This window comes from Methylobacterium isbiliense, assembly GCF_022179325.1.
In the GTDB taxonomy this organism is placed as follows: Bacteria; Pseudomonadota; Alphaproteobacteria; order Rhizobiales; family Beijerinckiaceae; genus Methylobacterium; species Methylobacterium isbiliense.
Genome location: NZ_BPQQ01000035.1, coordinates 13058 through 39104 on the forward strand (window position 1 = coordinate 13058; position 26047 = coordinate 39104).

A 26047-nucleotide genomic window follows, 5' to 3' on the forward strand; every position below is an offset into this window, starting at 1 on the left:
GGCGCCCCTCACGCCGCGAGGCGCCGGAAGCCGGCGCCCGGATGGCTGGGCTTCAGCCGTGCGCCCGTCCCCGGAAACAGTTTCTCGCGCAAGGTGCCCTCCCGGTAGCGGGTCTTGAAGGCGCCGCGGTCCTGGAGTTCCGGCACGACGAGGTCGACGAAGGCCTCCAGCGTCTCGGGCACCACCACCCGGGTCAGGTTGAAGCCGTCGACGTCGGCTTCTTCCGCCCAGGACAGGAGTTCGTCCGCGACCTCGGAGGCCGAACCGACGATGAAGGGCGCCCGCGCCCCGAGCGGGCCGAACTGCGCGAAGTCGCGCACGGTGAAGCGGTGCTCCGTGTTCACCGTCAGGTTCTCGACCAGCGACTGCATGGCGTTGGTCTTCACGTAGGCCAGCGCCTCCTCGGGGCCGAGCGTCGCGAGGTCGATGCCGGTCCAGCCCGAGACGAGGGCGAGCTGGCCCTGCACGTCGAGGTAGCGGGCGTATTCGTCGCGCAGGTCCAGCGCCTCGGCGCGGGTCGGCGCCACGATCACGGTGGCGCCGAGGAACATCAGGATGTCGTAGGGGTCGCGCCCGTGGTCGCGGGCGGCCTCGCGGATGCTGCGGACCGATCTGCCCGCGATCGCCCTGGTGTGGCCGTTGAGGAAGATGCACTCGGCGTGGCGCGCCGCGAAGGCGCGCCCGCGCGAGGAGGTGCCGGCCTGGTAGAGCACCGGGGTGCGCTGGGGCGAGGGCTCGGCGAGGTGGCGGGCATCGACCCGGTAGTAGGGTCCCTCGTGGCGCACCCGGTGCACTTTGTCGGGCCGGGTGTAGACGCTGCGCGCGCGGTCGTGGACGACGGCGCCGTCCTCCCAGCTTCCCTCCCAGAGCTTGTAGGCCGCTTCCAGAAAATCCTCGCCCGCCTCATAGCGGGTGTCGTGCGCGCGGGCCTGCGCCAGGCCCATGCCGCGGGCGCCGCTCTCCAGGTAGCCGGTGACGATATTCCAGCCGATCCGGCCGTCCGTGAGGTGGTCGAGGGTCGAGAAGCGGCGGGCGAACTGGTAGGGGTGCTCGTAGGTGAGGTTGGCCGTGACGCCGAAGCCGATCTGCGAGGTGACGAGGGCCATCGCCGGCACCACGAGGAGCGGATCGGCGTTGGGGGCCTGCGCGGCGCCGGCCAGCGCCGCATCGGCGTTGCCGCCGTAGACGTCGTAGGTGCCGAACACGTCCGCGAGGAAGATGCCGTCGAGGAGCCCGCGCTCGGCCGTGCGGGCGAGCGAGGTCCAGTAATCGAGGGAGGTGTAGCGTACCGAGGCGTCGCGGGGGTGGCGCCACATCCCGGCCCAGGTGTGGCCGGGGGAGTGCATGTGGAAGGCGTTCAGCCTCAGTTCGCGGCGGCTCATTCGAAGTAATCCGGCAGCTTGAACCCGTCGTAGAAGCGGTCGCCCCGGATCGCCGCCTTGAAGGCGTCGGCGCGGTAGGCGCTCACGATGTCCCGCGCCCAGGGCGTCCCGGCCGCGTCCTTCCTCACCGCGACGACGTTCACGTAGGGCGAGGTCATGTTTTCGAGGGCGAGCGCCTCGCTGAGCTTGAGGCCGCTGAAGATCGCGAAATTGCCCTGGATCGCCGCGAAATCGACGTCGTCGAGCACGCGCGGCGCCTGCGCGGCCTCCAGCGGCACCAGCCGGATCCCGGCCGGGTTCTCGATCACGTCGAGTTCGGTGACGTCGACCGGGTTGCCGTTCGGCCGGAGCGTGATCCAGCCGAGGTCGCGCAGGATCTTGAGCGCCCGCTCCAGGTTCATCGGATCGCTCGGCACCGCGACCGTCGCGCCGCGGGCCACGCCCGCGGTGCTGCGGTGCTTGCGCGAGTAGAGCCCCATCGGCGGGGTCGGCACCTGCACGATGCCGACGAGATCGGTGCCGTTCCGGTCGTTGTAGGCCTTCAGGTAGACGCTGTGCTGCATCACGTTGGCGTCGACCTCGCCCCGGTGGACGGCAGCGTTCACCTCGAGCCCGGTGCTGAAGTGGAAGGTTCGCACCCGGTAGCCCTGGGCGCGCAGGGTCGGCTCGACCCCGGCCTTGAAGGCGTCCTCGTAGGGGCCGGGGACGAAGCCGACCTTGAGGTCGGGCTTCGCCGGCTCGGCGCGGGCGGCGCCCAGGGCCGCCACGGCGGCGACCAGGGCGGCGAGGAGGAGGCGCATGGTCATCAGGCCGCTTGCCGCAGTCCGCCGGCGGCCGCGAGCCCCCGGTCGAGGTCGGCCAGGATGTCGTCGATGTGCTCGAGCCCGACGGAGAGGCGCACGTAGCCCTCCGACACGCCGGTCGCGCGCTGGTCCTCGGGCGAGAGCTGCGAATGCGTGGTGCTCGCCGGATGGATGGCGAGGCTGCGCGCGTCGCCGATGTTGGCGACGTGGTAGTGGAGCCGCAGGCCGTCGATGAAGCGCCGCCCCGCCTCGCGTCCGGCCGCGAGTTCGAACCCGACGAGGCCGCCGTAGCCGCCCGCGAGGTAGCGGTCGGCCCGCTCCCGCGCCGCGCCGGTCTGGAAGGCCGGGTGGATCACCCGCGCCACTTCCGGCCGCTTCGACAGGTAGGTGGCGACCTGGACTGCGTTCTCGGCGTGGCGCGCGATGCGCAGGGGCAGCGTCTCCAGCCCCTGCAGGATCTGGAAGGCGTTGAAGGGCGAGAGGGCCGGCCCGAGGTCGCGCAGGAGCCGCACCCGGGCGCGCAACGCGTAGGCGATGGGCCCGAGCGCCTTCGCCTCCTCGACCCAGACGGCCCCGTGATAGCTTGCATCCGGCTCCGTGAGGGCAGGCTGGCGCTCCGGCACCGCCGTCCAGTCGAACTGCCCACCGTCGACGATCAGCCCGCCGATCGAGGTGCCGTGGCCGCCGAAGTACTTGGTGGTGGAATAGACCACGATCGCCGCGCCGTGCGCGAGGGGCCGGGCGAGGAGCGGGGCGGCGGTGTTGTCGAGGATCAGCGGGATGCCGAGGGGTCGGCCGATCGCCGCCACCTCGGCGATGGGGAACACCGTGAGCTTCGGGTTCGGCAGGGTCTCGCCGTAATAGGCGCGGGTGCGGGCGTCGGTGGCGCGGCGGAAGGCGTCCGGGTCGGCCGGATCGACGAAGCGCACCTCGATGCCCTGCTCCTTGAGGGTGTTGGCGAACAGGTTCCAGGTGCCGCCGTAGAGGTCGGTGGCGCTCACCACGTTGTCGCCAGCCCGGGCGAGGTTCTGGATGGCGAGCGCCGACGCCGCCTGCCCCGAGGCCACCGCGAGGGCCGCCGCGCCCCCTTCCAGCGCCGCCGCGCGCTGCTCCAGCACGTCGGTCGTGGGGTTCGTCACCCGCGTGTAGATGTTGCCGATCTCCTTGAGCGCGAAGAGGTTCGCGGCGTGGTCGGCGTCGCGGAACTGGTAGGAGGTCGTCTGGAAGATCGGCACCGCGACGGCGCCGGTGGACGGGTCCGCCCGCCAGCCGGCGTGCAGGGCCAGGGTCTCGGGCCGCAGCCCGGCCGGATCGAGGGATTCGGATGCCATGGCAGGGTCTCTCCGGGGTGTTTGAGCGGCCCCTACGGGCCGCGAAAGGCCCGGAACGCTCGCCCGGCGACCGGCCCGGTGTCAACGAGAATGTTCTTTTTAAAGAACAGACCATCGGAGGCGCAGGCCGCTTCATCGCGGAGATAACACGGCATTTCTTTCTCACGAAGCGTCATGGCGGCTTCGCGACGCTTCCGGCGCACTCGACTCGTTCGTTATGAGAAACGAACGGATCACGGCCGGACACGCTTGTCAGCCTGTTCATTTTGTCTATCAGATAAGATGACTATTCGCCAGCGCGGCCTTGTCCGCGCGACAGACGGGAGCAGGACCGATGTCTCAGACGCAGGCAGGATGGGGCGGCGGGCCGAGCGCCCGCTACGAGGATTTCGCCGAGCGCTTCCGCCCGGTCTTCCGGCGCATCCGCGAGACGGCCCCCGCGCGCGACCGGGACCGCCGGCTGCCGCACGAGGAGATCGCGTGGCTGCGGGAGGCCGGCTTCACCACCCTGCGCCTGCCCCGCGCGCAGAACGGCCACGACGCGACGCTGCCGGAATTGTTCAACCTCCTGATCGAACTCTCGGCGGCGGATTCGAACGTCACGAACGCGCTGCGCGCGCATTTCGGCTTCACCGAGGACGCGCTGAACTCCCGCTTCCCGGCGTGGCGGGAGGCCTGGCTCGCCCGGATCGCGCGTGGCGAGACCGTGGGGAGCGGCGTCTCCGAGTCCGGCTCGGCCAAGGTCGGGTCCTTTGACACGGTGCTGCGGCGGGACGGCGCCGGCTGGCGGCTCGACGGCACCAAGTACTACACCACGGGCTCGCTGTTCGCGGACTGGATCCACCTCGCGGCCGAGGACGAGGCCGGGGCGCCGGTCGGCGCCGCGGTGCCCCGCCGCGCGCCGGGCGTGGAGGTGGTGGACGACTGGGACGGGTTCGGGCAGGCGCTCACCGCGAGCGGCACCGTGCGCTTCACGGACGTCGCGCTCTCGGCCGACCTCGTGAACCCGGATCCCGGCCGCTTCCGCTACGCGATGGCGTTCTTCCAGCTCGTGCATCTGGCGACGCTGGCCGGCATCGCGCGGGCCGCGGCCGAGGACGTCGCCCGCCTCGTCGGCGAGCGCCGCCGCGTCTACAGCCACGGCAACGCCGCGACGGTGGCGGAGGACCCGCAGGTGCTCCAGGTGGTCGGCCGCGTGCGGGGCGCCGCCTACGCGGCGGGCGCGGTCGCGCTCAAGAACGCGGAGGCGCTGCAGCGGGTCTACGCGGCCGACCAAGCGGGCGATGCGGAGACCGCCGAGGCGGCCGGCAGGGTCGCGGACGTGGAGGTCAACCAATCGGTGACGGTGGTGACGAGCCTCGTCCTCGACGCCACGACGCTGCTGTTCGACGCGCTCGGCGCCTCGGCCACGGCCCGCACGCTCGGCCTCGACCGCTACTGGCGCAACGCCCGCACCATCGCCTCGCACAACCCCCGCATCTACCGCGACCGCATCGTCGGGGATTTCGCGGTCAACGGCGCGACCCCGCCCAAGCAGTACCGCGTCGGGCAGGGCTGAGGTGAGCGAAGCGCCCGGGCCGCCCGGTCGAGGCGGTCCGGGCGGCGATGGGCACGGGCGCTCACACGCCCGGCCACGCCGGCACGAAGCCGGGGAGCTTGGTCTCGATGAAGGCCTTCACCTCGGGCGCCTTGAAGGTCTCGACGAACCGGCGCAGGCGCGGGTCGTCCTTGCGGTCCTGGCGGGCGACGAAGCGCAGCACGAAGTGGTCGTCCGCCGCGCGGTCGACGAGGAGGGCCGTGTTCGGGTCGCCGCCCGCGGCGAGCAGGTAGGTGAGGTTCACCATCGCGAGCGTCACGTCGTCGAGCGAGCGGTAGAGCTGCGCGGGATCGAGTTCGACGATGTCGAGCTTCTTCGGGTTGGCGACGATGTCGAACCGCGAGACCGAGAGCCCCTTGCCGGGCGCGAGCGTGATCAGCCCGGCCTTCTCGAGGAGGCGCAGGCCGCGCGCGCCGTTGAGCGGCTCGTTGGGGATCGCCGCCGAGGCGCCCACCGGCACCGCATCGAGCGAGCGGACCTTCTTGGAGAACAGGCCGACCGGGGCGATCAGCCCGACCGGATCGACCTGCACCAGCGCGGTGCCGCGGCGGGCGTTCTGAATCGCCAGGAAGGCGCCGTGCTGAAACAGGTTGGCGTCGAGGTCGCCGGTGTTCACCGCCTCGTTGGGGGTGACCCAGTCGGTGAACTCCACCACCTCCACGCGTTGCCCGCGCTCCTTGGCGAGGCCGGCGGCGAACTGCACCACCTGCGCCACCGGGCCGGCCGTCACGCCGATCCGTACGGGCTTCTCGTCGGCCCGCACGGACGCCCCGAAACCCGCGAGCGCCACGAGAATACCCAGTATCAACCGCCGCATGGGGCGCTCCATCAGTGAGAGGCCAATCGCGACATCGCCCGGGCGCGTGCAGATCCATTGTATTGCAGAGAATACGCGCGCGTCTTCGGGCGAAGGCGGTCGATTCATCACACGGGAAAACTGCTCGGATCAACAGAATCCATTGCTCTTTTTGCCTCGCCAGGACGGAGGTTGTTCTCGCGGGACGCCTCGCGGGAGAAGCGGGCGACGGGGGCGGCGGCCGTCGCATGCGTGTCGCCCCGGGGCACCGCAAGGCTCCAGGCACGGCCTGGCATAACAGAAAATACTGCATATCTACGTCGATGAAGATGGAAATTCTTCAAACCGGATCGCATTCGCAAGTCCTGTTCATTGACCGGACAGATGCGGCGCCGGCATGATGCGCCACGATCTTCGCCACGATGCGCTGGAGATCGGCCTCGCCCCACCGCGGCGGTCCCGGGCGGTGAACGCGCCCCTGCGGGCCGGCCGCGCCCGACAGGATGTCGTCCTCATGCCCGGTCTTCTCCGCGCCCTCGCGGCCGCCCTGCTGATCCTCGTCGCCGCCGCGGCCGAGGCGCGCACCCTGCGCATCGGCTACCAGCGCTCCTCGACCCTGACCGCGCTCCTGCGCGAGGACGGATCCCTCGAGGCGGCGCTGCGGCCGCTCGGCGTCTCGGTCTCCTGGCACGAATTCACCAGCGGCCTGCCGATCATGGAGGCGCTGAACGTCGGGCAGGTCGACGTCTCGGCCGACGTCGCCGACACGGTTCCGGTCTTCGCCCAGGCCGCACAGGCCCGGATCGTCTACGTGGCCGAGGAGGCGGCCTCGCCCGCCGCCCAGGCGATCCTCGTGCCCGCCGACTCGCCGGCCCGCACCGTCGCGGACCTCAAGGGCAAGCGGGTCGCGGTCACCAAGGGCGCGGGCAGCCACTACCTGCTGCTGGCCGCGCTCGCGGGGGAGGGGCTGCCGTTCAAGAGCATCAGCCCCGCCTATCTCACGCCCGCCGACGGCCGGGCCGCGCTGACGAGCGGCGGCGTCGAGGCCTGGGTCGCCTGGGATCCCTTCCTGTCGGCGGCGCAGGCGCAGGCCGGCGCCCGCATCCTGCGCGACGGGGCCGGGGTCTCGCTCTACAAGCGCTACTACCTCGCCTCCGAGAGCTTCGCGGCCGGGAACCCCGACGTGCTGGCCATCCTGTTCGCCCGCCTGCGCGAGGCCGGAACCTGGACCAAGGCCAACCCGGACGAGGCCGCCGCCAAGCTCGCCGCCCTGTGGCGCCTCGACCCCGCGGTGGTGCGCCAAGCCAACGAGCGGCGCAGCTACCGGGTGCAGCCGGTGACCCGAGACGGTCTCACCGAGCAGCAGAAGATCGCCGATGCCTTTCTGGCCGAGGGGCTGCTGCCCCGGGCCGTGGACACGGCCGCCCTCGGCATCTGGGAGCCGCCGACCCGCTGACATTCCGGACCGGAACCCTGCCACCGCGCGGCGGGGGAGGGCGGCTCGGCCGACCGGCTCGGGGGCGGCCAAGGGCACGCTCGCGAGCGCCAAGCCCGTTCGCACCGCCGGCAGCGTCCGGCGCCCTACGCCACCGCCCTGTCCGACGACGTGCGCCGGGCCGGTAGAGCGGCGCCTCAGGCGACGGCGGCCCGGCAGGCGCCGCGGTCCGCTTCGACCTCGGCGGCGACGAGGGCCGCGACCTCGACGGCTTGATTGCGGATGTCGGGCACGGCGATGCATTCCCACAGCGTCCCGCGCAGCAGCGGCCCCAGCGTCCAGAGCCGTCCGCCCGCCTTCGCGCCCCGCAGCCGGTAATCCGGCCCGGCATCGAGCCCGAGTCCGAACGGCCCCGGCCGCACGAGACCGCGCGCGGCGAGCCGGCACAGCAGCGGGTCGACGCTCTCGCGGATCGGCCCGATGCCGGTCGCGTCGAGGATTGCCTGAACGGTCAGCGTCACATCTGCCCCCGCGCCGCGCGGGCGGATCGTCACCACCGCCTGCCCGGGTTCGTCGGCGATGGCCAGGATGCGCCCGGCCCGCACCTCCAGTTGCCCCGCCGCGATCGCGTCGGCGATCGCGGCGGCCGAGGGTGGCGCGGCGCGGTGCCGGTGCACGTCCCAGAACGGCCGCAGGTGGCGCAGGAAGCGGGCGCGCTCCGCCACCGGCAGGGCGCGCCAGAGATAGTCCACGATCGGTCGGAGTGCGTCGATCACGTCGCGCCAATCCTGGCCCGCCGCCCGCGCCGCCGCGATCTCCCGGCGGATCCGCCGCGTCAGCCGCGCGAGCGAGGCGAGGTCGTCCGGCGTGAGGTCGGGCACCGGCCAGGGCCGGGTTGGGGCGTGGACGCTCGGCAGCAGGCCACGGCGGGAGAGGGCGAGGATCCTTCCGGAAAATCCCTGGCCGCGCAGGGAGGCGACCGCGTCGATCATCGTGAGCCCGGAGCCGACGATCAGCACCGGCAGGTTCGGGTGCAGCCGTCCGAACGCCTCGGGCGCCCACGGGTCGAGCCGATGGGCGCTCGGCGGCCCGCCGGGTCCGGCGACGTGGCCCATGGCGAGCACCGCGCCGGCCGCCGCGAAGGCCTGCCCGCCCTCGGTGCGCAGGGTGACGCCGCCGGGGCGGGGTTCGAGGTCGACGATGGCGTCGTGGACGAGGCGCAGGCGGGGCGCGCCTGCCGCGGTCAGCGCCTCGGTCAGCAGCGCGGCGAGATACCGGCCGTAGAGTCCGCGCGGCGCGAAGGTCCCGGCCGGCTCGTGCCGGATCCCCGCCGCGGCCGCAGCCTCGGCCGGGTCGCCGGCCAGCCGGGCGAGCCAATCCGAAAAATGGTGCGGCCGGTCCGGGAAGGCGCTCATGGTGGCGGCGCGCAGGTTGAGCAGGTGGTCCGCCGCCTGCGTGCCGTAGGCGAGGCCGCGCCCGAAGGCGTCGCCGCGCTCGCACAGCAGCACGGACCAAGGCCGCGGCAGGGCGGCCAGCAGGTGGAGCGCCGCCATGCTGCCGCTGAAGCCGGCGCCGGCGACCGCGATGACGGGGTCCATGACGGCTCCCCTCAGCGCAGCAGGAAGACCAGCGCCGCCAGGATCAGGGTGACGCAGAGCGCGACCGCGAGGAGCCCGGGGCTCGGCTCGGAGGGGTGGAACGGGGCGGACGGGTCGTCGCGCAGGCGCATCGCGGGCTCCGTTATGAGAGGGGGAGCGCCCCGTTCGGGGCGCTCACGGGAGGATCAGAAGTCCGGTGCGGCCGGGGCCGGCATCCCGACCGACGCGCGATCAGCGGGCCATGCCCCAGCGCCGGACGGTCGCGCCTTCGAGCGCCGCGAAGGCCACGTTCTCGACCACGAGGCCGATGGCGATGACCAGGACCAGGCCGGCGAAGACGCGGTCCGTGTAGAGTTCGTTGCGGTTCTGGAAGATGTACCAGCCCAGCCCGCCGCGCCCCGAGGCGGCCCCGAAGACCAGTTCGGCGGCGATCAGGGTGCGCCACGCGAAGGCCCAGCCGATCTTGAGCCCCGACACGATGGCCGGCAACGCCGCCGGGATCAAGATCTGCAGCACGTAGGCCGGGCCCTTCAGACCGTAATTGCGCCCCGCCATGCGCAGGGTCTCGGGCACGCCCTGGAAGCCCGCGAAGGTGTTGAGCGCCAGCGGCCAGAGCACCGCGTGGATCAGGACGAAAATCAGGCTGCCGGTCCCCAGGCCGAACCAGAGCAGGGCCAGCGGCAGGAGGGCGATGGCCGGCAGGGGATTGAACATCGCGGTCAGCGTCGAGAGCAGATCGCGGCCGAGCTGCGTCGAGACGGCGAGCGTGGTGAGCCCGAACGCCAGCACGATGCCGGCGAGATAGCCCTGCGCCAGCACGGTGAGCGAGATCCGCACCCGGTCGAGGAGGTCACCGCTCGCCAGTCCCTCGGCCAGGGCCGACAGGGTGGCGAGGACGCCCGGCAGCAGCAGGTCGTTGTTCTGCCAGCGCGCGAGCGCCTCCCAGGCGAGGGCGAGGGCGGCGATGATCAGCGCCTTGCGCAGCCATCCCTGCTGCCAGAGCCGGGCCGGGAGCGGCAGGGCGCGCACCACCGGGGCCTCGACGAAGGGCGGCAGCACCCGGTCGTATTCCGGCCGGATCGGGGGCAGGACGTGCTGGTTCATGATGCGGGTCCCGGCGCGGCAGACTCGGTCTCGAACAGCCGCCGGTGCAGGCGCTGCACGGCAGCCTGGAAGGCGTCGCCGCCGACGCTCGCCAGATCGAAGTCGTGGCTGTTGAACTCGCCGCGCACCCGGCCGGGATGCGGCGACAGCAGCGCCACCCGGTTGCCGACCACCAGCGCCTCCTCGATGGAGTGGGTGACGAACAGCAGGGTGAAGCGGACCTCGTCCCAGAGCGCCAGCAGCTCCTCCTGCATCTTGCGGCGCGTCAGCGCGTCGAGGGCCGCGAAGGGCTCGTCCATCAGCAGCATGGTCGGCTGCATGGCGAGCGCCCGGGCGATGGCGACCCGCTGCTTCATGCCGCCGGAGAGCTGGTGCGGGTAGCTGTCGGCGAAGCGCGACAGGCCGACCTTGTCGATGTAGTGGCGCGCGCGGGCCTCCGCCTCCCGCCGGCCGAGCGTGCCCGAGGCCCGCAGCGGGAAGGCGACGTTCTGCGCCACTGTCTTCCAGGGCGGCAACTGATCGAATTCCTGGAAGACAACGATGCGGTCCGGCCCGGGCTCGCGCACCGGCACGCCGTCGAGCGTGATCTCGCCTTCGACCGGCGCCAGGAAGCCGGCCACGGCCTTGAGCAGGGTGGACTTGCCGCAGCCCGAGGGGCCGAGCAGGACGAAGCGGTCCGCGGCGAAGACGTCGAGGTCCACGCGGTGCGTGGCGCGGACGACGCGCTCCGGCGTGCGGTACTCCAGGGTGACGCCCGCGATCCGCAGGAGCGGCGGCCGCGGTCCCGCGCCAGGTATCCGGCGGCCCCGCGCCGGCTCTCGCGCCGCAGGGTCTTCCGGCCGCGCCGCGGCGGGGCCGGTGCGTTCGGCGACCAGCGTCATGCTCCCGCCTCAGCTGCCCGCGGCGATGCGCGGGTCGGCGAAGAAGTAGTCGGAGAGCGTCTTGGGCTCAGCCTTGATCGCGCCGACGCGGTGCATGAACTGGCCGAGCCCGAGCGTGTTCTGCGGCTCGATCTTGAACGATACCTCGGGGTTGGTGATCACCTTGACGAGAAGGGCGCGGTCGATCCGGCTGCCGGTCGCCTTGAGGTAGATGTCGGCCGCCCTCGCAGGATCGGCCGTGATGAACCGCGCCGCCTCGTCGAGCGCGTCGAGGAAGGCCCGGTAGGTCTTGGGGCTGTCCTTGTAGAACGCTTCGGTGGCGTAGAGCACGGTGGAGGAGGCAGGACCGCCCTGGACGTCGTAGGAGTTGAGGACGATGCGGGCTTTCGGATTCTCGGCCAGCTCCTGATCCTGGAAGGGCGGGTTGCCGAAATGCCCGGTGATCTCCGTGCCGCCCTTGATGATGGCCGCCGCCGCCTCGGGATGCGGGACCGCGACGCTGATCCGGTCGAGCTTGGCGAAGTCCTTGTCGCCCCAGAGCTTGGCGGAGGCCCATTGCAGGATGCGCGCCTGCACCGAGACGCCAACGGCGGGCAGCGCGATCCGGTCCTTGTCGGTGAAGTCGGCGATCGTCTTCACGGCCGGATTGTTGGTGACGAGGTAGTAGGGGAAGTTGCCGAGCGAGGCGACGCCCTTGACGGCCTGCCGGCCTCGGGTGCGGTCCCAGAGCGTGAACAGCGGACCGACGCCCGCGCTCGCGATGTCGATGCTGCCGGAGAGCAGCGCGTCGTTGACGGCCGCGCCGCCCGAGAGCTGCACGTACTCCACCGCGATGTCGAGACCGGCTTCCTTGCCGTGCTTCTCGATCAGCTTCTGATCCTCGGCCACGTTCAAGAGCAGGTAGACGACGCCGAACTGCTTGGCGATGCGCAGCCGGCCCTCCGCGGCCACGGCCGGCCCGGCGAGCGCCGCCGCCATGGCGAGACCGCCGAACAGGGCCGCCGCCTGTCTGCGCGAGAACAGGTTGCGTCGCTTCATCATCGTACACCCCTGGCTGATTTGACGAGGCGGACCGGATGCGGGCCGCCGAAGGTCGGAACCATCCGCTGTCGCCAGCGCTGCGTCAACGAGAACGTTCTTTTTAAAGAACATGCATCGTGAGATTATTCCTCTCACGGACGGCCGATCGAGAGAACAATGCCGTTACAGGACGATAAAATCGTCCTAAGGTGAAGGAATTTTTCTGAAAATAGTTCTGTGACGAACCGATGGTCCCGGATTCTTGTTCTTTTTAGAAAACGCTGCCCTTGACCAGGCTGGCCGCCTCGCGATGCTGGCAAGGTCCCGGGGCGCGAGCCATCCCGCGTCTGCGGACGACCGGCAAGCGCGTCGCCGGTCGAGCAAGAGCGAGGTTGCGGATGTCACAGCCCGGGCGCCAGCTGGCGCTGAACCTGTTTATCTATCCCGGCGGTCACCACGAGGCGGCGTGGCGCTACGCGGCGTCCGAGCCGCACCGGGTCCTCGACATCACCTACTACCAGGAGTTGGCCCGGCGAGCCGAGGCCGCGGCGCTTGACGCGATCTTCTTCGCCGACGGGCCGTCGCTGCCCGAGAACATCCGCTACGCGTCGCGGGTGCGCTTCGAGCCGGTGACGTGGCTGACCGCCATCGCCGCCGTGACGAGCCGGATCGGCCTGATCGGCACGGCCTCCACCACCTACACCGATCCCTACAACCTCGCGCGGCTCTTCGCCTCCCTCGACCACATCAGCAACGGCCGGGCGGGCTGGAACATCGTCACCACCAGCGATGCCGCCGCAGCGCAGAACTTCGGCCTGCCCGAGCACCCGCCGCACGCCGACCGCTACGAGCAGGCGCGCGAGTTCCTGGATGTCGTGACCAAGCTTTGGGACAGCTGGGAGGACGACGCCCTCGTCGCCGACCGCGAGAGCGGCCTCTTCACCGACACCGACCGGATCCACCGCATCGACCACGTCGGCCGGCACTACCGCGTGCGCGGCCCGCTCCCCGTCCCGCGCTCGCCGCAGGGGAGGCCGGTCTACGTCCAGGCCGGTTCCTCGGAGGACGGCCGCTCCTTCGCGGCCCGGCACGCGGAAGCGATCTTCACCGCCCACCAGACCCTGCCGAGCGCCCAGGCTTTCTACGCCGACATCAAGGCGCGCGGGGCCGCCCTCGGCCGCCGGCCCGAGCACATCCGCATCCTGCCCGGCCTCAGCCCGTTCATCGGCTCGACGCAGGCCGAGGCCGACCGGCTGGAGGAGGAGATCAACGACCTGATCCAGCCGGCCGTCTCGCTGGAGCAGCTCAGGCGCATCCTCGGCATCGACTTCAGCGGCTACGATCTCGACGGGCCGTTTCCCCGCCACCTGATCGACCCGAGCGGCCCCCACGGGGCCGCCAGCCGCTTCCAGCTCGTGGCCGACATCGTCGAGCGCGAGAGGCCGACCTTGCGCGGGCTGATCCGGCGCCTCGCCGGGGCGCGCGGCCACTGGGTGCTGGCCGGCACGCCCGTCCGCATCGCGGACGCAATCCAGACTTGGTTTGAATCCGGCGCGGCCGACGGCTTCAACGTGATGCCGCCCTGGCTCACAGGCGGCTTCGACGTGTTCGTCGCCGAGGTGGTGCCGATCCTACGCAGGCGCGGCCTGTTCCGCACGGCGTATGCCGGCACGACCCTGCGCGATCATTACGGCCTGCCGCGGCCGGAGAGCGGCTATGCTGTGGCCCGGCGCCGGAGCGCCTGACGCTGTGCCCCTGCGGCCGAGGGTGGAGCGGCGGCACGACGGGGTCTGGACCATCACCGGCACCGACGCGCCGGGTTTGTGCGTGCAGGGCACCACCCTGCACGATGCGTTCAGCCAAGTGCGTGCGGCGATTCGCGATCTCGGCTCCCTGCGCGTCCTCATGCCGTCGCCCAGCTGAAAGGCCTCCTCGGTCCGCGCACCGCTGACCTCCTCCGTGGCCTCTTGGCCGCGCGTGGCGGGATCGGATCGCCTCCCTCGGCACTTGTCGTGACGCGCAGCCTCGCGCGAGACTCGCGACACGGGCCGGGTTGGAGACGAGCGGGATGCCGACGACCTTGCGACCCGTCGCCGTGATCGGCGCGGGGTTCAGTGGAACCATGGCGGCCATCCACCTGAGCCGCCTCATGCCCGAGCGTCCGGTGCTCCTGTGCGAGAAGGCCGAGGCCTTCGCCCGCGGGCTGGCCTACGCCACCAGCAACACCGACCACCTGCTCAACGTGCGCGCCGCCAACATGAGCGCGTTCCCGGATCAGCCCCGGCACTTCGAGCAGTGGCTGGAGCGCTGCGGGCTGGACGATCTGGCCAGCATCCGCATCACGCCCGCCGGCGTGTTCGCGGCGCGCGGGCTCTACGGCCGCTACCTCACCGAACTCCTCGTCGCCACGCTGTCGAAGACCGACGGTGCCCCGCGCCTGATCCTGGAGAACGACGAGGCGGTGGATCTCACGCCCTACGACGACGGCTTCCGCCTCACCCTTGCGGGTGGGCGCACCCGCATGGTCGCGGGCGCCGTCCTGGCCTGCGGCAATCTGCGCAGCCCGCGCGGGCCGCGCAGCCGCTACGCGATCTCGCCCTGGGATCCGACGCCGCTGGCCGACCTGCCCGCCGACCGGCCGATCCTGATCGTCGGCACTGGGCTGACGATGATCGACACGGTGGCGGCCCTGCGCCATCGGGAGTTCGCGGGGCCGATCCTGGCCGTCTCCCGCCACGGCCTGCTGCCCCGCGTCCACGCCCCGGCCGTGCCGTGGCCGGTGCCGGACTTCCCCGCCGAGGCACGCCGCTCAGTGCCGGCGATGCTACGCTTCCTCCGCGCGGAAGCCGCACGGGCGAGCGCCGCGGGTGCCGACTGGCGCAGCGTCATCGACGCCCTGCGCGGCGTGAGCATCGACCTCTGGCGCGGCCTTCCCCCGGCCGAACAGCGGCGCTTCCTGCGCCACGTTCGGTCCTTCTGGGACGTCCATCGTCACCGCATGGCGCAGCCCGCCGCCGAGATCTGCGCGCGAGAGCGCGGCTTAGGGCGCCTCACGGTGCTGCGCGCCCGGGTCGAGGCCGTCGCCGATCGCCCCGGCTACGCCGAGGTCACCCTGCGCGAGCGCGGGCCCGCCGGCACCTCCCGCATCGAGGCCCAGCGTATCATCGACGCCTCCGGCGTCGGCCGGGTCGCCGATACCGACGACCTGCTGCTGCGCCGCCTGATGGCACACGGGCTGATCCAGCCGGACACGTTCGGGCTCGGGCTCGCGGTGACCGATGACTTCACGCTGGTCGACCAGCACGGCGGCAGCCACCGCCCACTCTGGACGCTCGGTCCGCTCCTGCGCGGCACCCTGTGGGAATGCACCGCCGTGCCGGATATCCGCTTCCAGGCGGCGGCGCTGGCGCGGACGGTATCTGAGCGGCTGCAGCAGGGTGCGGCCGTCGCAGCGGGCTGAACTCGCCCCAGCCTATCCTCCGCTGCGAGAGATGGCCCCACAAAACGGGTCGGGCGTGCGGCAGTGCGGCGCTGCTGGGTCAGGCGCAAGACCAGTCCCTCTGGAAGTGAGCGCCAGCAGGTCACGTGATCTGACCGTCGACACTCAGCCGCGACTGGAGGAAGATCCAAATTTCCCTGATGCGAGGACCGCCTCGCCCGCAGCGAGAGCCACTGGCACGTCGGCAGCGGCATCTCCAAGCCGCGGTTCGAGCACCTGCTTGCCTCGTTCGCGCAAGAAGCCGGCGCAGGCCCCACCAAGCCACGCTCTGCAGCGACAGGAGCATGGGGCATGGGCCAATGATCCTGTCCGTCGCCCGGGTCGATTGGGTGTTGCAACTGTGTTGCATGGAGTAGTCGTCGCCCGACCGTAACCCATTGTAAAATCAACGGGCGTGTTGCAGCCAGTTGCAACACGTTTCCGCCAAGGGTCAGGCACTAAAAAGCCCGCCAAGTCGTTGACAAGACGGGCTGAACGGGTGGTAGCGGAGGAGGGACTCGAACCCCCGACACAAGGATTATGATTCCTCTGCTCTAACCAGCTGAGCTACTCCGCCGCCTCGGGCCGGGACAGGGAGGTCCGGCGCCGCGGTGGCGCGATATAGGGAGGTCGCGGGCGGCCTGTCAAGGAACCGTCGCGGCCCGGTCGAGAGGGCCGTGCGGGCCGCCCCCGACCCGCACGGCCGCCCTGTCGGTCAGCGGGCCGGGCCGCCCGAGGTGCCGCCGAGATTCGGCGCCATCCGGCTCGGGTTGGCGGCGTTGCTGCCCTTGGCGGAATCGTAGTCGGAGGCGGCCTCGGTCGGCGGCAGCGGCCGGCTCGGCACGACAGGGACCACCACCGTGCCGGTGGTCTCGGGCACGATCACCACCGGGGCGCCGGGCGCCGCCGGAACCGTCTCCACCACCGCCTGCGCCAGGGCCGGGGTCGCGAAGGCCATCGCGGCCGCCAGGGCCATGCTCGTCGCACGCATCGAATCTCTCCCGTTCTTCGCAAAGGACGTCCCGCCCGCCGCATCCGGCTCGTCCGGTGCTGTCGGAGACGCGACGTCGGTCTGGGCAGAAGAACGGTCCGGGCGGCGCCGGGTTCCTCATCGTCAGGGCCACGGTGACGCAGGGACGGACGACCGCCTGACGGCGGCCGCCCTCTGGGTCAGGCGACGTCGAGGCCGCCGGTCTTCAGGAACTCTTCGAGCCAGTGGATGTCGTAGAGCCCGTTCTGCACATCGGGGTTGCGCACCAGCGTGCGGAACAGCGGCAGCGTGGTGTCGACCCCGTCGACCACGAACTCGTCCAGGGCCCGGCGCAGGCGCATCAGGCACTCGTTGCGGGTGCGGCCGTGCACGATGAGCTTGCCCAGCAGCGAGTCGTAGTGCGGCGGGATGCGGTAGCCCTGGAAGGCGGCGGAATCGACCCGCACGCCCAGTCCTCCGGGAGGATGGAAGTAGGTGATCGTGCCGGGGGAGGGCCGGAAGGTCGCCGGGTGCTCGGCGTTGATGCGGCACTCGATGGCGTGGCCCTCGACCCGCACGTCCTCCTGGCGCAGCGACAGGGGCGCGCCCGCCGCGACCCGGATCTGCTCGTTGACGAGGTCGATCCCGGTGATCATCTCGGTGACGGGATGCTCCACCTGGATGCGGGTGTTCATCTCGATGAAGTAGAATGCCCCGTCCTCGTACAGGAACTCGATGGTGCCGGCGCCCGTGTAGCCGAGATCCTGCATGGCCCGGGCGCAGACCCCGCCGATCTGCTCGCGCATCTCCGGGTTGAGGGCGGGCGAGGGGCCTTCCTCCCAGACCTTCTGGTGGCGGCGCTGGAGCGAGCAGTCGCGCTCGGCGAGATGGATCGCCCCGCCGCGCCCGTCGCCGAGCACCTGCACCTCGATGTGGCGGGGCTTTTCGAGGTACTTCTCGATGTAGACCGCATCGTCCCCGAAGGCGGCCTTGGCCTCGATCCGGGCGGTGGCGAGGGCAGATTCGAGATCCTCCTCGCTGCGGGCGACCTTCATGCCGCGCCCGCCGCCGCCCGAGGCCGCCTTGATCAGCACCGGATAGCCGATCTCGGCCGCGACGCGACGCGCCTCGTCCGGGTCGGCGACCCCGCCCTCCGAGCCGGGCACGCAGGGGATGCCGAGGCGCTTGGCGGTGCGCTTGGCCTCGATCTTGTCGCCCATCACCCGGATGTGCTCGGCCTTGGGACCGATGAAGGCGATGCCGTGGTGGCCCAGCACCTCGGCGAAGCGCGCGTTCTCCGACAGGAAGCCGTAGCCCGGATGCACCGCATCCGCGCCGGTGATCTCGCAGGCGGCGATGATCTGCGGGATGTTGAGGTAGCTGTCGCGGGCGGGCGGCGGGCCGATGCAGACGCTCTCGTCGGCGAGCCGCACGTGCATGGCGTCCGCATCCGCCGTGGAGTGGACCGCCACCGTGGCGATGCCGAGTTCCTTGGCGGCGCGCAGGATGCGCAGCGCGATCTCGCCCCGGTTCGCGATCAGGATCTTGTCGAACATGAGGGCGCCGTCACTCGATCAGCAGGAGGGGCTCGCCGAACTCCACCGGCTGGCCGTCCTCGATGAAGATCGCCGTGACGGTGCCGGCGCGCGGCGCCACGATGTCGTTGAAGGTCTTCATCGCCTCGACCAGCAGGAGGCGCGCGCCGCTCTCGACGCGCGAACCGACCTCCACGAAGGGCTTGGCGTCCGGGGAGGGCCGCCGGTAGGCGGTGCCGACCATCGGCGAGAGCACCGCGCCCGGATGGGCCGCCAGCGCCTTGGCGTCGGACTCGGCCGCGGCCACCGGCACGGCGGCGGCGGGCAGGGGCGGGGCCGCGGGTGCGGGCGCCGCCACCGGGACATGGACCGTCGCCGCCGTGAGCGTGCGGGCCACGCGGATGCGCAGATCGCCCTTCTCGACTTCGATCTCGGTCAGGTCGGTCTCGGCGATCAGGGTCGCGAGCTGGCGCACCAGGTCGGGATCGAACGGATCGTGCTTGGACATGCGGTCGGCAATCAGGAAGGAGGGGTGGCGGGGGAGCGTCCCCCGAGGAGATGGAGGAGGGCGTCGAAGCCGAGGAGGTAGCTCACCGGCCCGAAGCCGCAGATCACGCCCGCGCAGACCGGGGCGATGAAGGAATGGTGCCGGAAATCCTCGCGGGCATGGACGTTCGAGAGGTGGATCTCGATCGCCGTGGCGCCCGAGCCCGCGATCGCGTCGCGCAGGGCGACCGAGGTGTGGGTGTAGGCGCCCGCGTTGAGGAGGATGCCGGCGCCCGCGAGCCCGGCCTCCTGCACCCAGCCGACGAGGTCGCCCTCGTGGTTCGACTGGCGCGCGGTGAGCGCGACACCGGACGCGGCGGCTCGCTCACCGAGCCTGCGCTCGATCTCGGCGAGCGTGGCGGTGCCGTAGATCCCGGGCTCGCGCCGGCCGAGCAGGTTGAGGTTCGGGCCGTTGAGGACGTGGATCGCGATCATGGCACAGGGCTGGCGCCGGGCTGGCGCGGGAACGTGCGGGCTCTTAGCGGAAGGGCCGGGCGGCGGATAGGGGCGGGGGCCTCAGCAGGTGGCGTGCCCGCACTGGCGCACGCCCGCGATGGTCTTGCGGATCGGCTCCGCCCCGACTGCGCCCGGGATGATCTCGTCGCCGATGATGAAGGCGGGCGTGCCCGAGAGGCCGAGCTTGTCCCCGAGGCTGACGTTCTCCTGCAGCGCGGCCTGGACGTCGGGGGACTGCATGTCCTTCTGCAGGCGCGCGATGTCGAGGCCCATCTCGCGCGCCACCGCGATGGCCCGCTCGCCGTTCACCTTGCCCCGGCTCTCGATGAGCTTGACGTGGTACTCGAACAGCCGGTCGCCCTTGAGCTGCTGCTTGGCCGCCAGCGCGACCTTGCTCGCCTCGACCGAATCCGGCCCGAGGACCGGGAAGTCCTTGAGCACGATGCGCAGCTTGGGATCGCCCTTGACCAGGGTCTGCAGGTCGGTCAGCGCCCGCTTGCAGTAGCCGCAATTGTAATCGAAGAACTCGACCAGCGTGACGTCGCCGTTCGGGTTGCCGGCGACCAGGCCGTGCGGCGAGTTGTGCAGGGTGTCGCGGGTCTCCTTGAGGGCGCTCGCCTGGGCCTGGCGCTGTGAGTCCTGCTGGCGCTTCTCCAGCTCGGCCATCGCCTCCTGCAGCACCTCGGGATTCTTGAGCAGGTAGTCGCGGACCACGCCCTCGATGGCTTGGCGCTGCGCCTCCGTCATGGGGGCGGGGGCCTGCGCGGGGGCTTGGGCCCGGGTCGGAGCGGCGAGCGCCACGACGCCCGTCAGGGCAAGCGCGGGCAGGAGACGGGAGAGGGGGAGCATCGGCGTCCTCGTGGCGGGTCGGCCGGCACGGCGGCGCGGCCGGCGTGTCGTGACGCGGTGGTTAGGCGGATTTTCGGCACAGGGTCAAATCACGCTCGCGTCGGACCGGGCGGGCCGCCGGGGGAGGCCGCCGACAGGGCCCGCCGACAGGGGCTGCATTGCGGCGGGCGCCCGGTCCGTCCTATCTGCCGGGCTCCCGGCGATGCTCCCCGAAGGTCCCCGACCCATGCGGCCCGATCCCTCCGCCTTCTCGATCTCCCGCCGCGCCGCGCGCGTCGCGCCCTTCCTCGCCATGGACGTGCTGGCGGCCGCCGCCGTGAAGGAGCGGCGGGGCGAGGCGGTGGTGCACATGGAGGTGGGCCAGCCCTCGGCGCCGGCCCCGCGGGCGGTGCTCGCGGCCGCGCAGGCGGCGCTGGCGGGCGGGCGCATCCCCTACACGGAGGCGCTCGGCATCGCCCCCTTGCGCGAGCGGATCGCCCGCCACTGCGCCGAGGCCTACGGGGTGGCGGTGGCCCCCGAGCGGGTCGTGGTGACGACCGGCTCCTCGGCGGGGTTCGTGCTGGCCTTCCTGGCCCTGTTCGACGCGGGCGCGCGGGTCGCCATCGCGGAGCCGGGCTACCCGGCCTACCGCAGCATCCTCCAGGCCCTCGACCTCGAACCCGTGCCGCTGCGGCTCTCGGCCGAGGACGGCTTCGTCCCGACCCCCGCCCTGGTGCGGGCCGCCCAGGCCGGGCGCCCGCTCGCGGGGCTCCTCGTCATGAGCCCGGCCAACCCGTCCGGCACGATGCTCGATCCCGTTGGCTTGGCCGAACTCGGCCGCACCTGCCGGGCGCTGAACCTCGCCTTCGTGTCGGATGAGATCTACCACGGCCTCACCTACGGCGTGCCGGCCGCGACCGCGCTCGCGAGCGATCCCGACGCGGTGATCATCAACTCCTTCTCGAAGTACTACTGCATGACCGGCTGGCGGATCGGCTGGATGGTGGTGCCGGAGCGGCTGGTGCGGCCGATCGAGCGGCTGGCGCAGAACCTCTACATCTCGGCGCCCTACCTGTCGCAGGTGGCGGCGCTCGCCGCCTTCGACGCCGTGGAGGAGCTGGAGGCGGTCAAGGCCGACTATGCCCGCGCCCGGGCGCTGCTGCTGAACGAACTCCCGGGGCTGGGGCTCGGCGACGTCCATCCGGCCGACGGGGCCTTCTACCTCTACGCGGACGTGGCGCGGCTGACGAACGACTCGGCTGAATTCTGCCGCCGGATGCTGGCGGAGGCCGGCGTCGCGGCCACGCCCGGCCTCGACTTCGATCCGGTCGACGGCGCCCACCACCTGCGCCTGTCCTTCGCGGGCGGCGAGGCGGCGGCGGCCGAGGCGGTGCGCCGCCTGCGCGGCTGGCTCGGGTGAGATCCCGGGCGGGCCGGCGACGGCGCCGCGCGGGTCGGCCGGGACGCCTTCCGCTTTGCTCGCCCGGATGGCGGGTCAGACCCGGGGCAGCCGCTCGCACATCGTCTTGAGCGCCGCGTCGAAGGCCTGGAAGGCGGGCGTGGCGCGATTCCAGTCGTGGGCGGCGACGCCCTCCACCACCAGCGCCGCCTGCCGGACCGCCTCGCCGTAGGCCGCCAGCACGGCGTCGAGAGCGGCGCCCGCATAGGCCGGATCGGCCCTCAGCGCCGCGCACTGGGCCGGAAGGTCGAAGGCGTCGAAGACGACCTCCTCGGGCTTGGCCGGGCGCAGGCCCGTCAGCACCTGGGCCAGGCGGCGCTTCCAGGCGGCGAGATCGGCCGGCAGGCGCACGAGGCCGTAGCCCCCGATCGCCCGGCCATTCCCGCCGTCGAAGGCCTCGCGGGCCGCGTCCTCGGCGCGGGCGAGCTGCGCCATCAGGCCGTCGATCTCGTTGCGGGTCTTCTGGGTCTTGTCGGCGACCTGCTGCACCCCGGCGGAGATCTCCTGGGTGGCCGCCTGCTGCTGGCCCAGCACGTCGACGAGGGCGCGGATGCCCTCGGCCGAGCCCGCCACCGCCTGCCCCTCGTCGCGGATGCGCGCACCGACGCGGGCGACCGCGCCGGTCCCGGTCGCCACCGCCTGCCGGCTCTCCGCCACCGCGCCCTGGATCGCCGCGAGTTCCTGCAGCAGGGCGCCGAGGCGGGTGCGGATCTGGTCGGTGGCCCGGGCGGTCTGGCCGGAGAGCTGCTTGACCTCGGCGGCGACCACCGCGAAGCCGCGGCCCGCCTCGCCGGCCCGCGCTGCCTCGATCGTCGCGTTCAGCGCCAGAAGGTTCGTCTGGCTGGAGATCGCCTCGATGGCGCCCGCGATCTCCTGGATCTGCTGGGCGGCGCTCTCGAACCCGCGCAGCCGCTCCTCCATCTGCACCGCCCCGGCCTCGATCACCTCCATGGTGCGCGTGGCCTCCTGCATGTCGCTGGCGCAGCCGGCGATGCCGGTGCGGGCGCGGTCCGCGAGGTCGGCGCTCGCCTGCGAGCGGCTCCACAATTCGCGGGTCGAGGCCGCGACCTCCTCCACGGCCGCCGCCATGGTGCGGGTCTGCCCGGCGACCTCCGAGGCGTCGTGCGTCATCCAGACCAGGATGGTGCCGGCCTCGGAGGCCTCCGCGGCCACGCGCGCGGCGACGCCGAGATCGGCCGCCGCCGCCTTCTGCCCCTGGGCCACGAGGCGGGCGAGCGCGGCGCCGAGCCGCCCGTCGAGGGCCGGTGCGGCGCCGGGCGTTCCGGCGCGGTCGAGGAGATCCGCGATCCGCTCTTCCACCAGCTCACGGGGTTCCGCGACCGCGACGGCTTGCGGACGCGGGGCACGAAGGGATCGAAACATGGCCGGCACACTCACGAGGATATGCAACCCAAGTTGGCCATTGATAGTTGAGTTTCCGTTACTCGCGCCGCGGTCGCAGTGGCCTAACCCGAACGGTCCGATCTCACCGAGAGATGCGGGCCATTCGGGGCCGCCGCCAGAGTAATCACCGGCCTGGAGGGAAACGAGTACGCGGCGGATGGCGATGGATTCCGCGATGCGGGCGCGAATCGCCGAATCTCGTCTCGGACGCGCGGGTGACGCCAGGGTTAGGTGCCGGGACGGCCGGATCCGGAATGCAGCACGGCCGGCCACGAGGGCCGGCCGCGGATCGGGCGTCGCTGTCGCCCGGCAAGGTCGATCTCGGCGTCACCCGGGCCGGCCGGACCGGATGTCCGCCCCGACCGCCCGCGCACCGGATCAGTGTCCGCTGATCGCCGCCTTGGTGCGCGACCACCAGCCCGCCCGCTTGGGACGGTCCGGGTCCGGGGGCGTGAGCACCACCGCGACCGGCTCGGGCTCCGGCTGCGGCGAAACGGGCGTCTCGGCGGCGGCATCCCGAGCCGCCGGCCCGGCCGGCGGGGGCGCCGGCTCCTCGATCGCCGCGGCGGTCTCGGCCGCACGGTCGAGGGCCGAGAGGTCCGCGACCCCGGCGGGCGGAGCCGCCGGCGCGACGGCCTCGGGGGCCGGTCCTGCGATCTCGCCGACCGCCACGATCTCCTCAGCCAGCGCGTCCGGCGCGAGGGTGCCGCCCGCAGGCCCGGCCCCGGCGGTCTCGGCCTCGCCGACCACGACCTCGTCGCCGATGCTGCCGGTGAACTCCTCCTGGCGCTCCCGGCCGCGACCGCCACGGCGGCCGCGCCGCCGCCGCCGGCCGCCGGCCTCGTCGCCCTGGGCTTCGCCGTCCTCGGTGATCGGGATCGAGACCGGGCCGGCGGATTCGGCGGAGTCGGCCGGTTCACCGCTCTCCGCGCCCTCGGCGGCGACCTCGTCGCTCTCGGCGGGGCTCTGCGGCCCCTCGGCGCGGCCGCCCCGGCGGCGGCGGCGGCGGCGGCGGCGGCGGCCGCCGCCCTCGTCGTCGGATTCCGCCTCGGCGGCGCCGGCCTCCGCGGTCTCCTCGCCGGCCTCGGCCTCCTCGATCGCCTCCTCGTCCTCGTCCTCCTCGTCCTCCAGCGGCGGGGGCTGCACCGCCTCCGCCCGGATGCTGGTGACGGCGCGCGGCTCGACGTGCTGGGCGGGATCGCCCCGGTCGAGGTGGAACACCGAGGTGGCGGCGAGCCGCTCGTCGGCCGAGATGGTGATGGCGACGCCGAACCGGGTTTCCAGGTCGCGCAGGTGCACGCGCTTCTGGTTGAGGATGTAGAGCGCCACTTCGGTGCGGGTGCGCAGGATCAGGTTGTGGCTCGCCGACTTGATCAGCGCCTCCTCGATCGCCCGCAGGATCAGCAGCGCCACCGAGGCGGTCGCCCGCACGAAGCCCGAGCCGCCGCAATGGGCGCACGGGACGGAGGAGGATTCGAGCACCCCGGTGCGGATGCGCTGGCGCGACATCTCGAGCAGGCCGAAGGGCGAGATGCGGCCGACCTGGATGCGGGCCCGGTCGTCCTTGAGGCACTCGTTCAGCTTGCGCTCGACCGCCCGGTTGTTGCGCTTCTCCTCCATGTCGATGAAGTCGATGACGATCAGGCCGGCGAGGTCGCGCAGGCGCAGCTGGCGCGCCACCTCCTCGGCGGCCTCCAGGTTCGTCTTGAGCGCGGTATCCTCGATGTCGTGCTCGCGGGTGGCCCGCCCCGAGTTCACGTCGATGGAGACGAGCGCCTCGGTCGGGTTGATGACGAGGTAGCCGCCCGAGCGCAGGGAGACGTGGTTGGAGAACATCGCGTCGAGCTGCTGCTCCACGCCGAAGCGGGCGAAGAGCGGAGCCGGGTCGCGATAGGGCTTCACGACCTTGGTCTGGCTCGGCATCAGCATCCGCATGAAGTCCTTGGCCTCGCGGTAGGCGTCCTCGCCCGCGACCAGAACCTCGTCGATGTCCTTGTTGTAGAGGTCGCGGATGGCGCGCTTGATCAGCGAGCCCTCCTCGTAGACCAGGGCGGGGGCCGAGGAGGTGAGCGTCAGCTCGCGCACGCTCTCCCACAGCCGCATCAGGTACTCGAAATCGCGCTTGATCTCCGGCTTGGTGCGCGAGGCGCCGGCCGTGCGCAGGATGACGCCCATCCCCTCGGGCACTTCGAGGTCGGTGGCGATCTCCTTGAGGCGCTTGCGGTCGGCCGCGCTGGTGATCTTGCGCGAGATGCCGCCGCCCCGGCCGGTATTGGGCATCAGCACCGAGTAGCGGCCGGCGAGCGACAGGTAGGTGGTGAGCGCCGCGCCCTTGGTGCCGCGCTCCTCCTTGACCACCTGCACCAGGATGACCTGGCGGCGCTTGATCACCTCCTGGATCTTGTAGTGGCGGCGGGGCGCGCGGGGCCGCTCCGGGATCTCCGCGAGGGCGTCGCCGCGGCCGCCGACCTGCTCGACGACCGGCTCCTCGTCCTCCGACTCGTCCTCATCGGACTCGTCCTCGTCATCATCCTCGTCGGACTCCTCGTCCGACTCGTCGGCCTCGTCGTCGGACCCGATCTCGGACCGGGCCTCGTCCTCCTCATCGGACTCGTCCTCGTCCGACTCGTCGGCCTCCTCGGCCGCATCCGACTCAGCCGCATCCGTGTTGGCCGCGGGCGCCGCGGCCAGGGCGGCGTCGGCCTGCGGCGCCGGGGCGGGCCCGGACTCGGCCGCGACGGGCGCGAGCGCCGCGTCCTCGGGGGCAACCGCCGCGCCTTGGGGTGCGGCCGCCGCGCTTTCGGGCGCAGCCTCGGCCGTGCCGGATGCCGCCTCGTCCGTCCCGGACGCCGCGACCGCAGCCTCTCCGGCCGGCTCGGCGGCGGGGGCGGAATCCTGCGCGACCGCCTCGTCGCCGGACGCGGCCTCGCTCCGCGCCGCGTCGGCCTCGGCCTGCTCCGGCCAGGACACGACCGCGCCGGCGGACTCGCTGGCGGTCTCGGCGGCGGGGTTCTCGCCCTCGTCGGGCTCCAGTCCTTCGGCGGGAGCGCTCACCACCGGATCGGGCTTGGCCGCGGCCGCCTCGGCACGCCGCCCGCGGCGGCGGCGGCGGCGGTTCTGGCCCTCGTCGCCGTTGCGCTCGGGGCGCTCGGCATGCTCGCGCTCGGCCCGGGCATCCTCCTCCAGGAGGGCGAGCCGGTCGGCGATCGGGATCTGGTAGTAGTCGGGGTGGATCTCGCTGAAGGCGAGGAAGCCGTGCCGGTTGCCCCCGTACTCGACGAAGGCGGCCTGCAGCGACGGTTCGACCCGCGTGACCTTGGCGAGGTAGATGTTGCCGCGCAGCTGGCGGCGGCTAGCGGATTCGAAATCGAACTCCTCGACCTTCGACCCCTTGACCGTCACCACCCGGAAGAGACCCGGGTGG

22 protein-coding genes and 1 tRNA gene are annotated in these 26047 nt (G+C 72.3%); 6 read left to right on the top strand and 17 right to left on the bottom strand.

What is annotated here, in order from left to right:
* Positions 1–8: 8 nt before the first annotated feature.
* From MFF61_RS15875 to MFF61_RS15890, 4 genes are read right to left on the bottom strand one after another with little or no spacing between them, the layout of a single operon-like run.
* Complete coding sequence (locus tag MFF61_RS15875; protein WP_238236045.1) at positions 9–1382, bottom strand: LLM class flavin-dependent oxidoreductase; 1374 nt, start codon at positions 1380–1382, stop codon at positions 9–11.
* A complete protein-coding gene (locus tag MFF61_RS15880) occupies positions 1379–2188 on the bottom strand; it encodes a MetQ/NlpA family ABC transporter substrate-binding protein (RefSeq protein WP_238236046.1) in 810 nt (269 codons plus the stop codon). The genes MFF61_RS15875 and MFF61_RS15880 overlap by 4 nt, the downstream gene beginning before the upstream one ends.
* Complete coding sequence (locus MFF61_RS15885; protein WP_238236047.1) at positions 2188–3516, bottom strand: O-acetylhomoserine aminocarboxypropyltransferase/cysteine synthase family protein; 1329 nt, start codon at positions 3514–3516, stop codon at positions 2188–2190. The genes MFF61_RS15880 and MFF61_RS15885 overlap by 1 nt, the downstream gene beginning before the upstream one ends.
* Before the next feature lie 32 nt (positions 3517–3548).
* Positions 3549–3692 (bottom strand): hypothetical protein, encoded by a 144-nt coding sequence (locus MFF61_RS15890; RefSeq protein WP_238236048.1) that lies wholly within the window; start codon positions 3690–3692, stop codon positions 3549–3551.
* A 158-nt stretch (positions 3693–3850) separates the two neighbouring features.
* Between MFF61_RS15890 and MFF61_RS15895 the strand changes: the two genes are divergently transcribed.
* Entirely contained in the window at positions 3851–5074 is a 1224-nt protein-coding gene (locus MFF61_RS15895) for an acyl-CoA dehydrogenase family protein (RefSeq protein WP_238236049.1), read from the top strand.
* 61 nt (positions 5075–5135) lie between these two features.
* On the opposite strand, the gene MFF61_RS15900 is transcribed toward MFF61_RS15895, so the two are convergent.
* Entirely contained in the window at positions 5136–5930 is a 795-nt protein-coding gene (locus MFF61_RS15900) for a MetQ/NlpA family ABC transporter substrate-binding protein (protein WP_238236050.1), read from the bottom strand.
* Positions 5931–6423: 493 nt separating this feature from the next.
* On the opposite strand from MFF61_RS15900, the gene MFF61_RS15905 reads away from it, so the two are divergent.
* Entirely contained in the window at positions 6424–7365 is a 942-nt protein-coding gene (locus MFF61_RS15905; RefSeq protein ID WP_238236051.1) for an aliphatic sulfonate ABC transporter substrate-binding protein, read from the top strand.
* A 176-nt stretch (positions 7366–7541) separates the two neighbouring features.
* On the opposite strand, the gene MFF61_RS15910 is transcribed toward MFF61_RS15905, so the two are convergent.
* The 4 genes from MFF61_RS15910 to MFF61_RS15925 all read right to left on the bottom strand — a co-directional run bounded on the left by MFF61_RS15910 (position 7542) and on the right by MFF61_RS15925 (position 11965).
* On the bottom strand, positions 7542–8942 hold the full coding sequence (locus tag MFF61_RS15910; protein WP_238236052.1) for an FAD/NAD(P)-binding protein: 1401 nt from the start codon (positions 8940–8942) through the stop codon (positions 7542–7544).
* A 231-nt stretch (positions 8943–9173) separates the two neighbouring features.
* A complete protein-coding gene (locus MFF61_RS15915; protein ID WP_238236053.1) occupies positions 9174–10046 on the bottom strand; it encodes an ABC transporter permease in 873 nt (290 codons plus the stop codon).
* Complete coding sequence (locus tag MFF61_RS15920; RefSeq protein ID WP_238236054.1) at positions 10043–10927, bottom strand: ABC transporter ATP-binding protein; 885 nt, start codon at positions 10925–10927, stop codon at positions 10043–10045. The genes MFF61_RS15915 and MFF61_RS15920 overlap by 4 nt, the downstream gene beginning before the upstream one ends.
* Positions 10928–10936: 9 nt before the next feature.
* On the bottom strand, positions 10937–11965 hold the full coding sequence (locus MFF61_RS15925) for an ABC transporter substrate-binding protein (RefSeq protein ID WP_373324710.1): 1029 nt from the start codon (positions 11963–11965) through the stop codon (positions 10937–10939).
* Between the two features lie 380 nt (positions 11966–12345).
* Here MFF61_RS15925 and MFF61_RS15930 point away from each other — a divergent pair, with 380 nt between their 5' ends.
* From MFF61_RS15930 to MFF61_RS15940, 3 genes are all read left to right on the top strand, one after another.
* Entirely contained in the window at positions 12346–13692 is a 1347-nt protein-coding gene (locus tag MFF61_RS15930; protein ID WP_238236056.1) for an LLM class flavin-dependent oxidoreductase, read from the top strand.
* On the top strand, positions 13664–13870 hold the full coding sequence (locus MFF61_RS15935; protein ID WP_238236057.1) for a hypothetical protein: 207 nt from the start codon (positions 13664–13666) through the stop codon (positions 13868–13870). The genes MFF61_RS15930 and MFF61_RS15935 overlap by 29 nt, the downstream gene beginning before the upstream one ends.
* Before the next feature lie 145 nt (positions 13871–14015).
* The gene (locus MFF61_RS15940) at positions 14016–15407 is read left to right on the top strand and encodes an FAD/NAD(P)-binding protein (protein ID WP_238236058.1); all 1392 of its coding nucleotides are present in this window, start codon (positions 14016–14018) and stop codon (positions 15405–15407) included.
* Between the two features lie 518 nt (positions 15408–15925).
* Here the strand turns inward: MFF61_RS15940 and MFF61_RS15945 are convergent.
* The 6 genes from MFF61_RS15945 to MFF61_RS15970 all read right to left on the bottom strand — a co-directional run bounded on the left by MFF61_RS15945 (position 15926) and on the right by MFF61_RS15970 (position 19781).
* Positions 15926–16002 (bottom strand) — tRNA-Met (locus MFF61_RS15945).
* Between the two features lie 138 nt (positions 16003–16140).
* Complete coding sequence (locus tag MFF61_RS15950) at positions 16141–16416, bottom strand: hypothetical protein (RefSeq protein ID WP_238236059.1); 276 nt, start codon at positions 16414–16416, stop codon at positions 16141–16143.
* 179 nt (positions 16417–16595) lie between these two features.
* Positions 16596–17951 (bottom strand): acetyl-CoA carboxylase biotin carboxylase subunit, encoded by a 1356-nt coding sequence (accC, locus tag MFF61_RS15955; protein ID WP_238236060.1) that lies wholly within the window; start codon positions 17949–17951, stop codon positions 16596–16598.
* 10 nt (positions 17952–17961) lie between these two features.
* Entirely contained in the window at positions 17962–18438 is a 477-nt protein-coding gene (accB, locus tag MFF61_RS15960) for an acetyl-CoA carboxylase biotin carboxyl carrier protein (RefSeq protein ID WP_238236061.1), read from the bottom strand.
* Positions 18439–18449: 11 nt separating this feature from the next.
* Complete coding sequence (aroQ, locus tag MFF61_RS15965) at positions 18450–18911, bottom strand: type II 3-dehydroquinate dehydratase (RefSeq protein ID WP_238236062.1); 462 nt, start codon at positions 18909–18911, stop codon at positions 18450–18452.
* An 81-nt stretch (positions 18912–18992) separates the two neighbouring features.
* Positions 18993–19781, bottom strand: a complete 789-nt coding sequence (locus MFF61_RS15970) for a DsbA family protein (RefSeq protein ID WP_238236063.1) — start codon at positions 19779–19781, stop codon at positions 18993–18995.
* 226 nt (positions 19782–20007) lie between these two features.
* Here MFF61_RS15970 and MFF61_RS15975 point away from each other — a divergent pair, with 226 nt between their 5' ends.
* Positions 20008–21180 (top strand): pyridoxal phosphate-dependent aminotransferase, encoded by a 1173-nt coding sequence (locus MFF61_RS15975; RefSeq protein ID WP_238236064.1) that lies wholly within the window; start codon positions 20008–20010, stop codon positions 21178–21180.
* Positions 21181–21255: 75 nt separating this feature from the next.
* Here MFF61_RS15975 and MFF61_RS15980 read toward each other — a convergent pair whose 3' ends face one another.
* The gene (locus MFF61_RS15980) at positions 21256–22539 is read right to left on the bottom strand and encodes a methyl-accepting chemotaxis protein (protein WP_238236065.1); all 1284 of its coding nucleotides are present in this window, start codon (positions 22537–22539) and stop codon (positions 21256–21258) included.
* Between the two features lie 462 nt (positions 22540–23001).
* On the bottom strand, positions 23002–26047 hold a 3046-nt coding region (locus MFF61_RS15985), incomplete at its 5' end, for an Rne/Rng family ribonuclease (protein ID WP_373324709.1).

Bases quoted from the DNA above. Each gene is read 5' to 3' on its own strand.
- MFF61_RS15885 (WP_238236047.1), bottom strand. From the start codon at position 3,516: ATGGCATCCGAATCCCTCGATCCGGCCGGGCTGCGGCCCGAGACCCTG.
- MFF61_RS15890 (WP_238236048.1), bottom strand. From the start codon at position 3,692: ATGACGCTTCGTGAGAAAGAAATGCCGTGTTATCTCCGCGATGAAGCG.
- MFF61_RS15970 (WP_238236063.1), bottom strand. From the start codon at position 19,781: ATGCTCCCCCTCTCCCGTCTCCTGCCCGCGCTTGCCCTGACGGGCGTC.
- MFF61_RS15900 (WP_238236050.1), bottom strand. From the start codon at position 5,930: ATGCGGCGGTTGATACTGGGTATTCTCGTGGCGCTCGCGGGTTTCGGG.
- aroQ (WP_238236062.1), bottom strand. From the start codon at position 18,911: ATGATCGCGATCCACGTCCTCAACGGCCCGAACCTCAACCTGCTCGGC.
- MFF61_RS15930 (WP_238236056.1), top strand. From the start codon at position 12,346: ATGTCACAGCCCGGGCGCCAGCTGGCGCTGAACCTGTTTATCTATCCC.
- MFF61_RS15925 (WP_373324710.1), bottom strand. From the start codon at position 11,965: ATGAAGCGACGCAACCTGTTCTCGCGCAGACAGGCGGCGGCCCTGTTC.
- MFF61_RS15940 (WP_238236058.1), top strand. From the start codon at position 14,016: ATGCCGACGACCTTGCGACCCGTCGCCGTGATCGGCGCGGGGTTCAGT.
- MFF61_RS15975 (WP_238236064.1), top strand. From the start codon at position 20,008: ATGCGGCCCGATCCCTCCGCCTTCTCGATCTCCCGCCGCGCCGCGCGC.
- MFF61_RS15920 (WP_238236054.1), bottom strand. From the start codon at position 10,927: ATGACGCTGGTCGCCGAACGCACCGGCCCCGCCGCGGCGCGGCCGGAA.
- MFF61_RS15875 (WP_238236045.1), bottom strand. From the start codon at position 1,382: ATGAGCCGCCGCGAACTGAGGCTGAACGCCTTCCACATGCACTCCCCC.
- MFF61_RS15915 (WP_238236053.1), bottom strand. From the start codon at position 10,046: ATGAACCAGCACGTCCTGCCCCCGATCCGGCCGGAATACGACCGGGTG.
- MFF61_RS15935 (WP_238236057.1), top strand. From the start codon at position 13,664: ATGCTGTGGCCCGGCGCCGGAGCGCCTGACGCTGTGCCCCTGCGGCCG.
- accB (WP_238236061.1), bottom strand. From the start codon at position 18,438: ATGTCCAAGCACGATCCGTTCGATCCCGACCTGGTGCGCCAGCTCGCG.
- accC (WP_238236060.1), bottom strand. From the start codon at position 17,951: ATGTTCGACAAGATCCTGATCGCGAACCGGGGCGAGATCGCGCTGCGC.
- MFF61_RS15950 (WP_238236059.1), bottom strand. From the start codon at position 16,416: ATGCGTGCGACGAGCATGGCCCTGGCGGCCGCGATGGCCTTCGCGACC.
- MFF61_RS15910 (WP_238236052.1), bottom strand. From the start codon at position 8,942: ATGGACCCCGTCATCGCGGTCGCCGGCGCCGGCTTCAGCGGCAGCATG.
- MFF61_RS15895 (WP_238236049.1), top strand. From the start codon at position 3,851: ATGTCTCAGACGCAGGCAGGATGGGGCGGCGGGCCGAGCGCCCGCTAC.
- MFF61_RS15880 (WP_238236046.1), bottom strand. From the start codon at position 2,188: ATGACCATGCGCCTCCTCCTCGCCGCCCTGGTCGCCGCCGTGGCGGCC.
- MFF61_RS15905 (WP_238236051.1), top strand. From the start codon at position 6,424: ATGCCCGGTCTTCTCCGCGCCCTCGCGGCCGCCCTGCTGATCCTCGTC.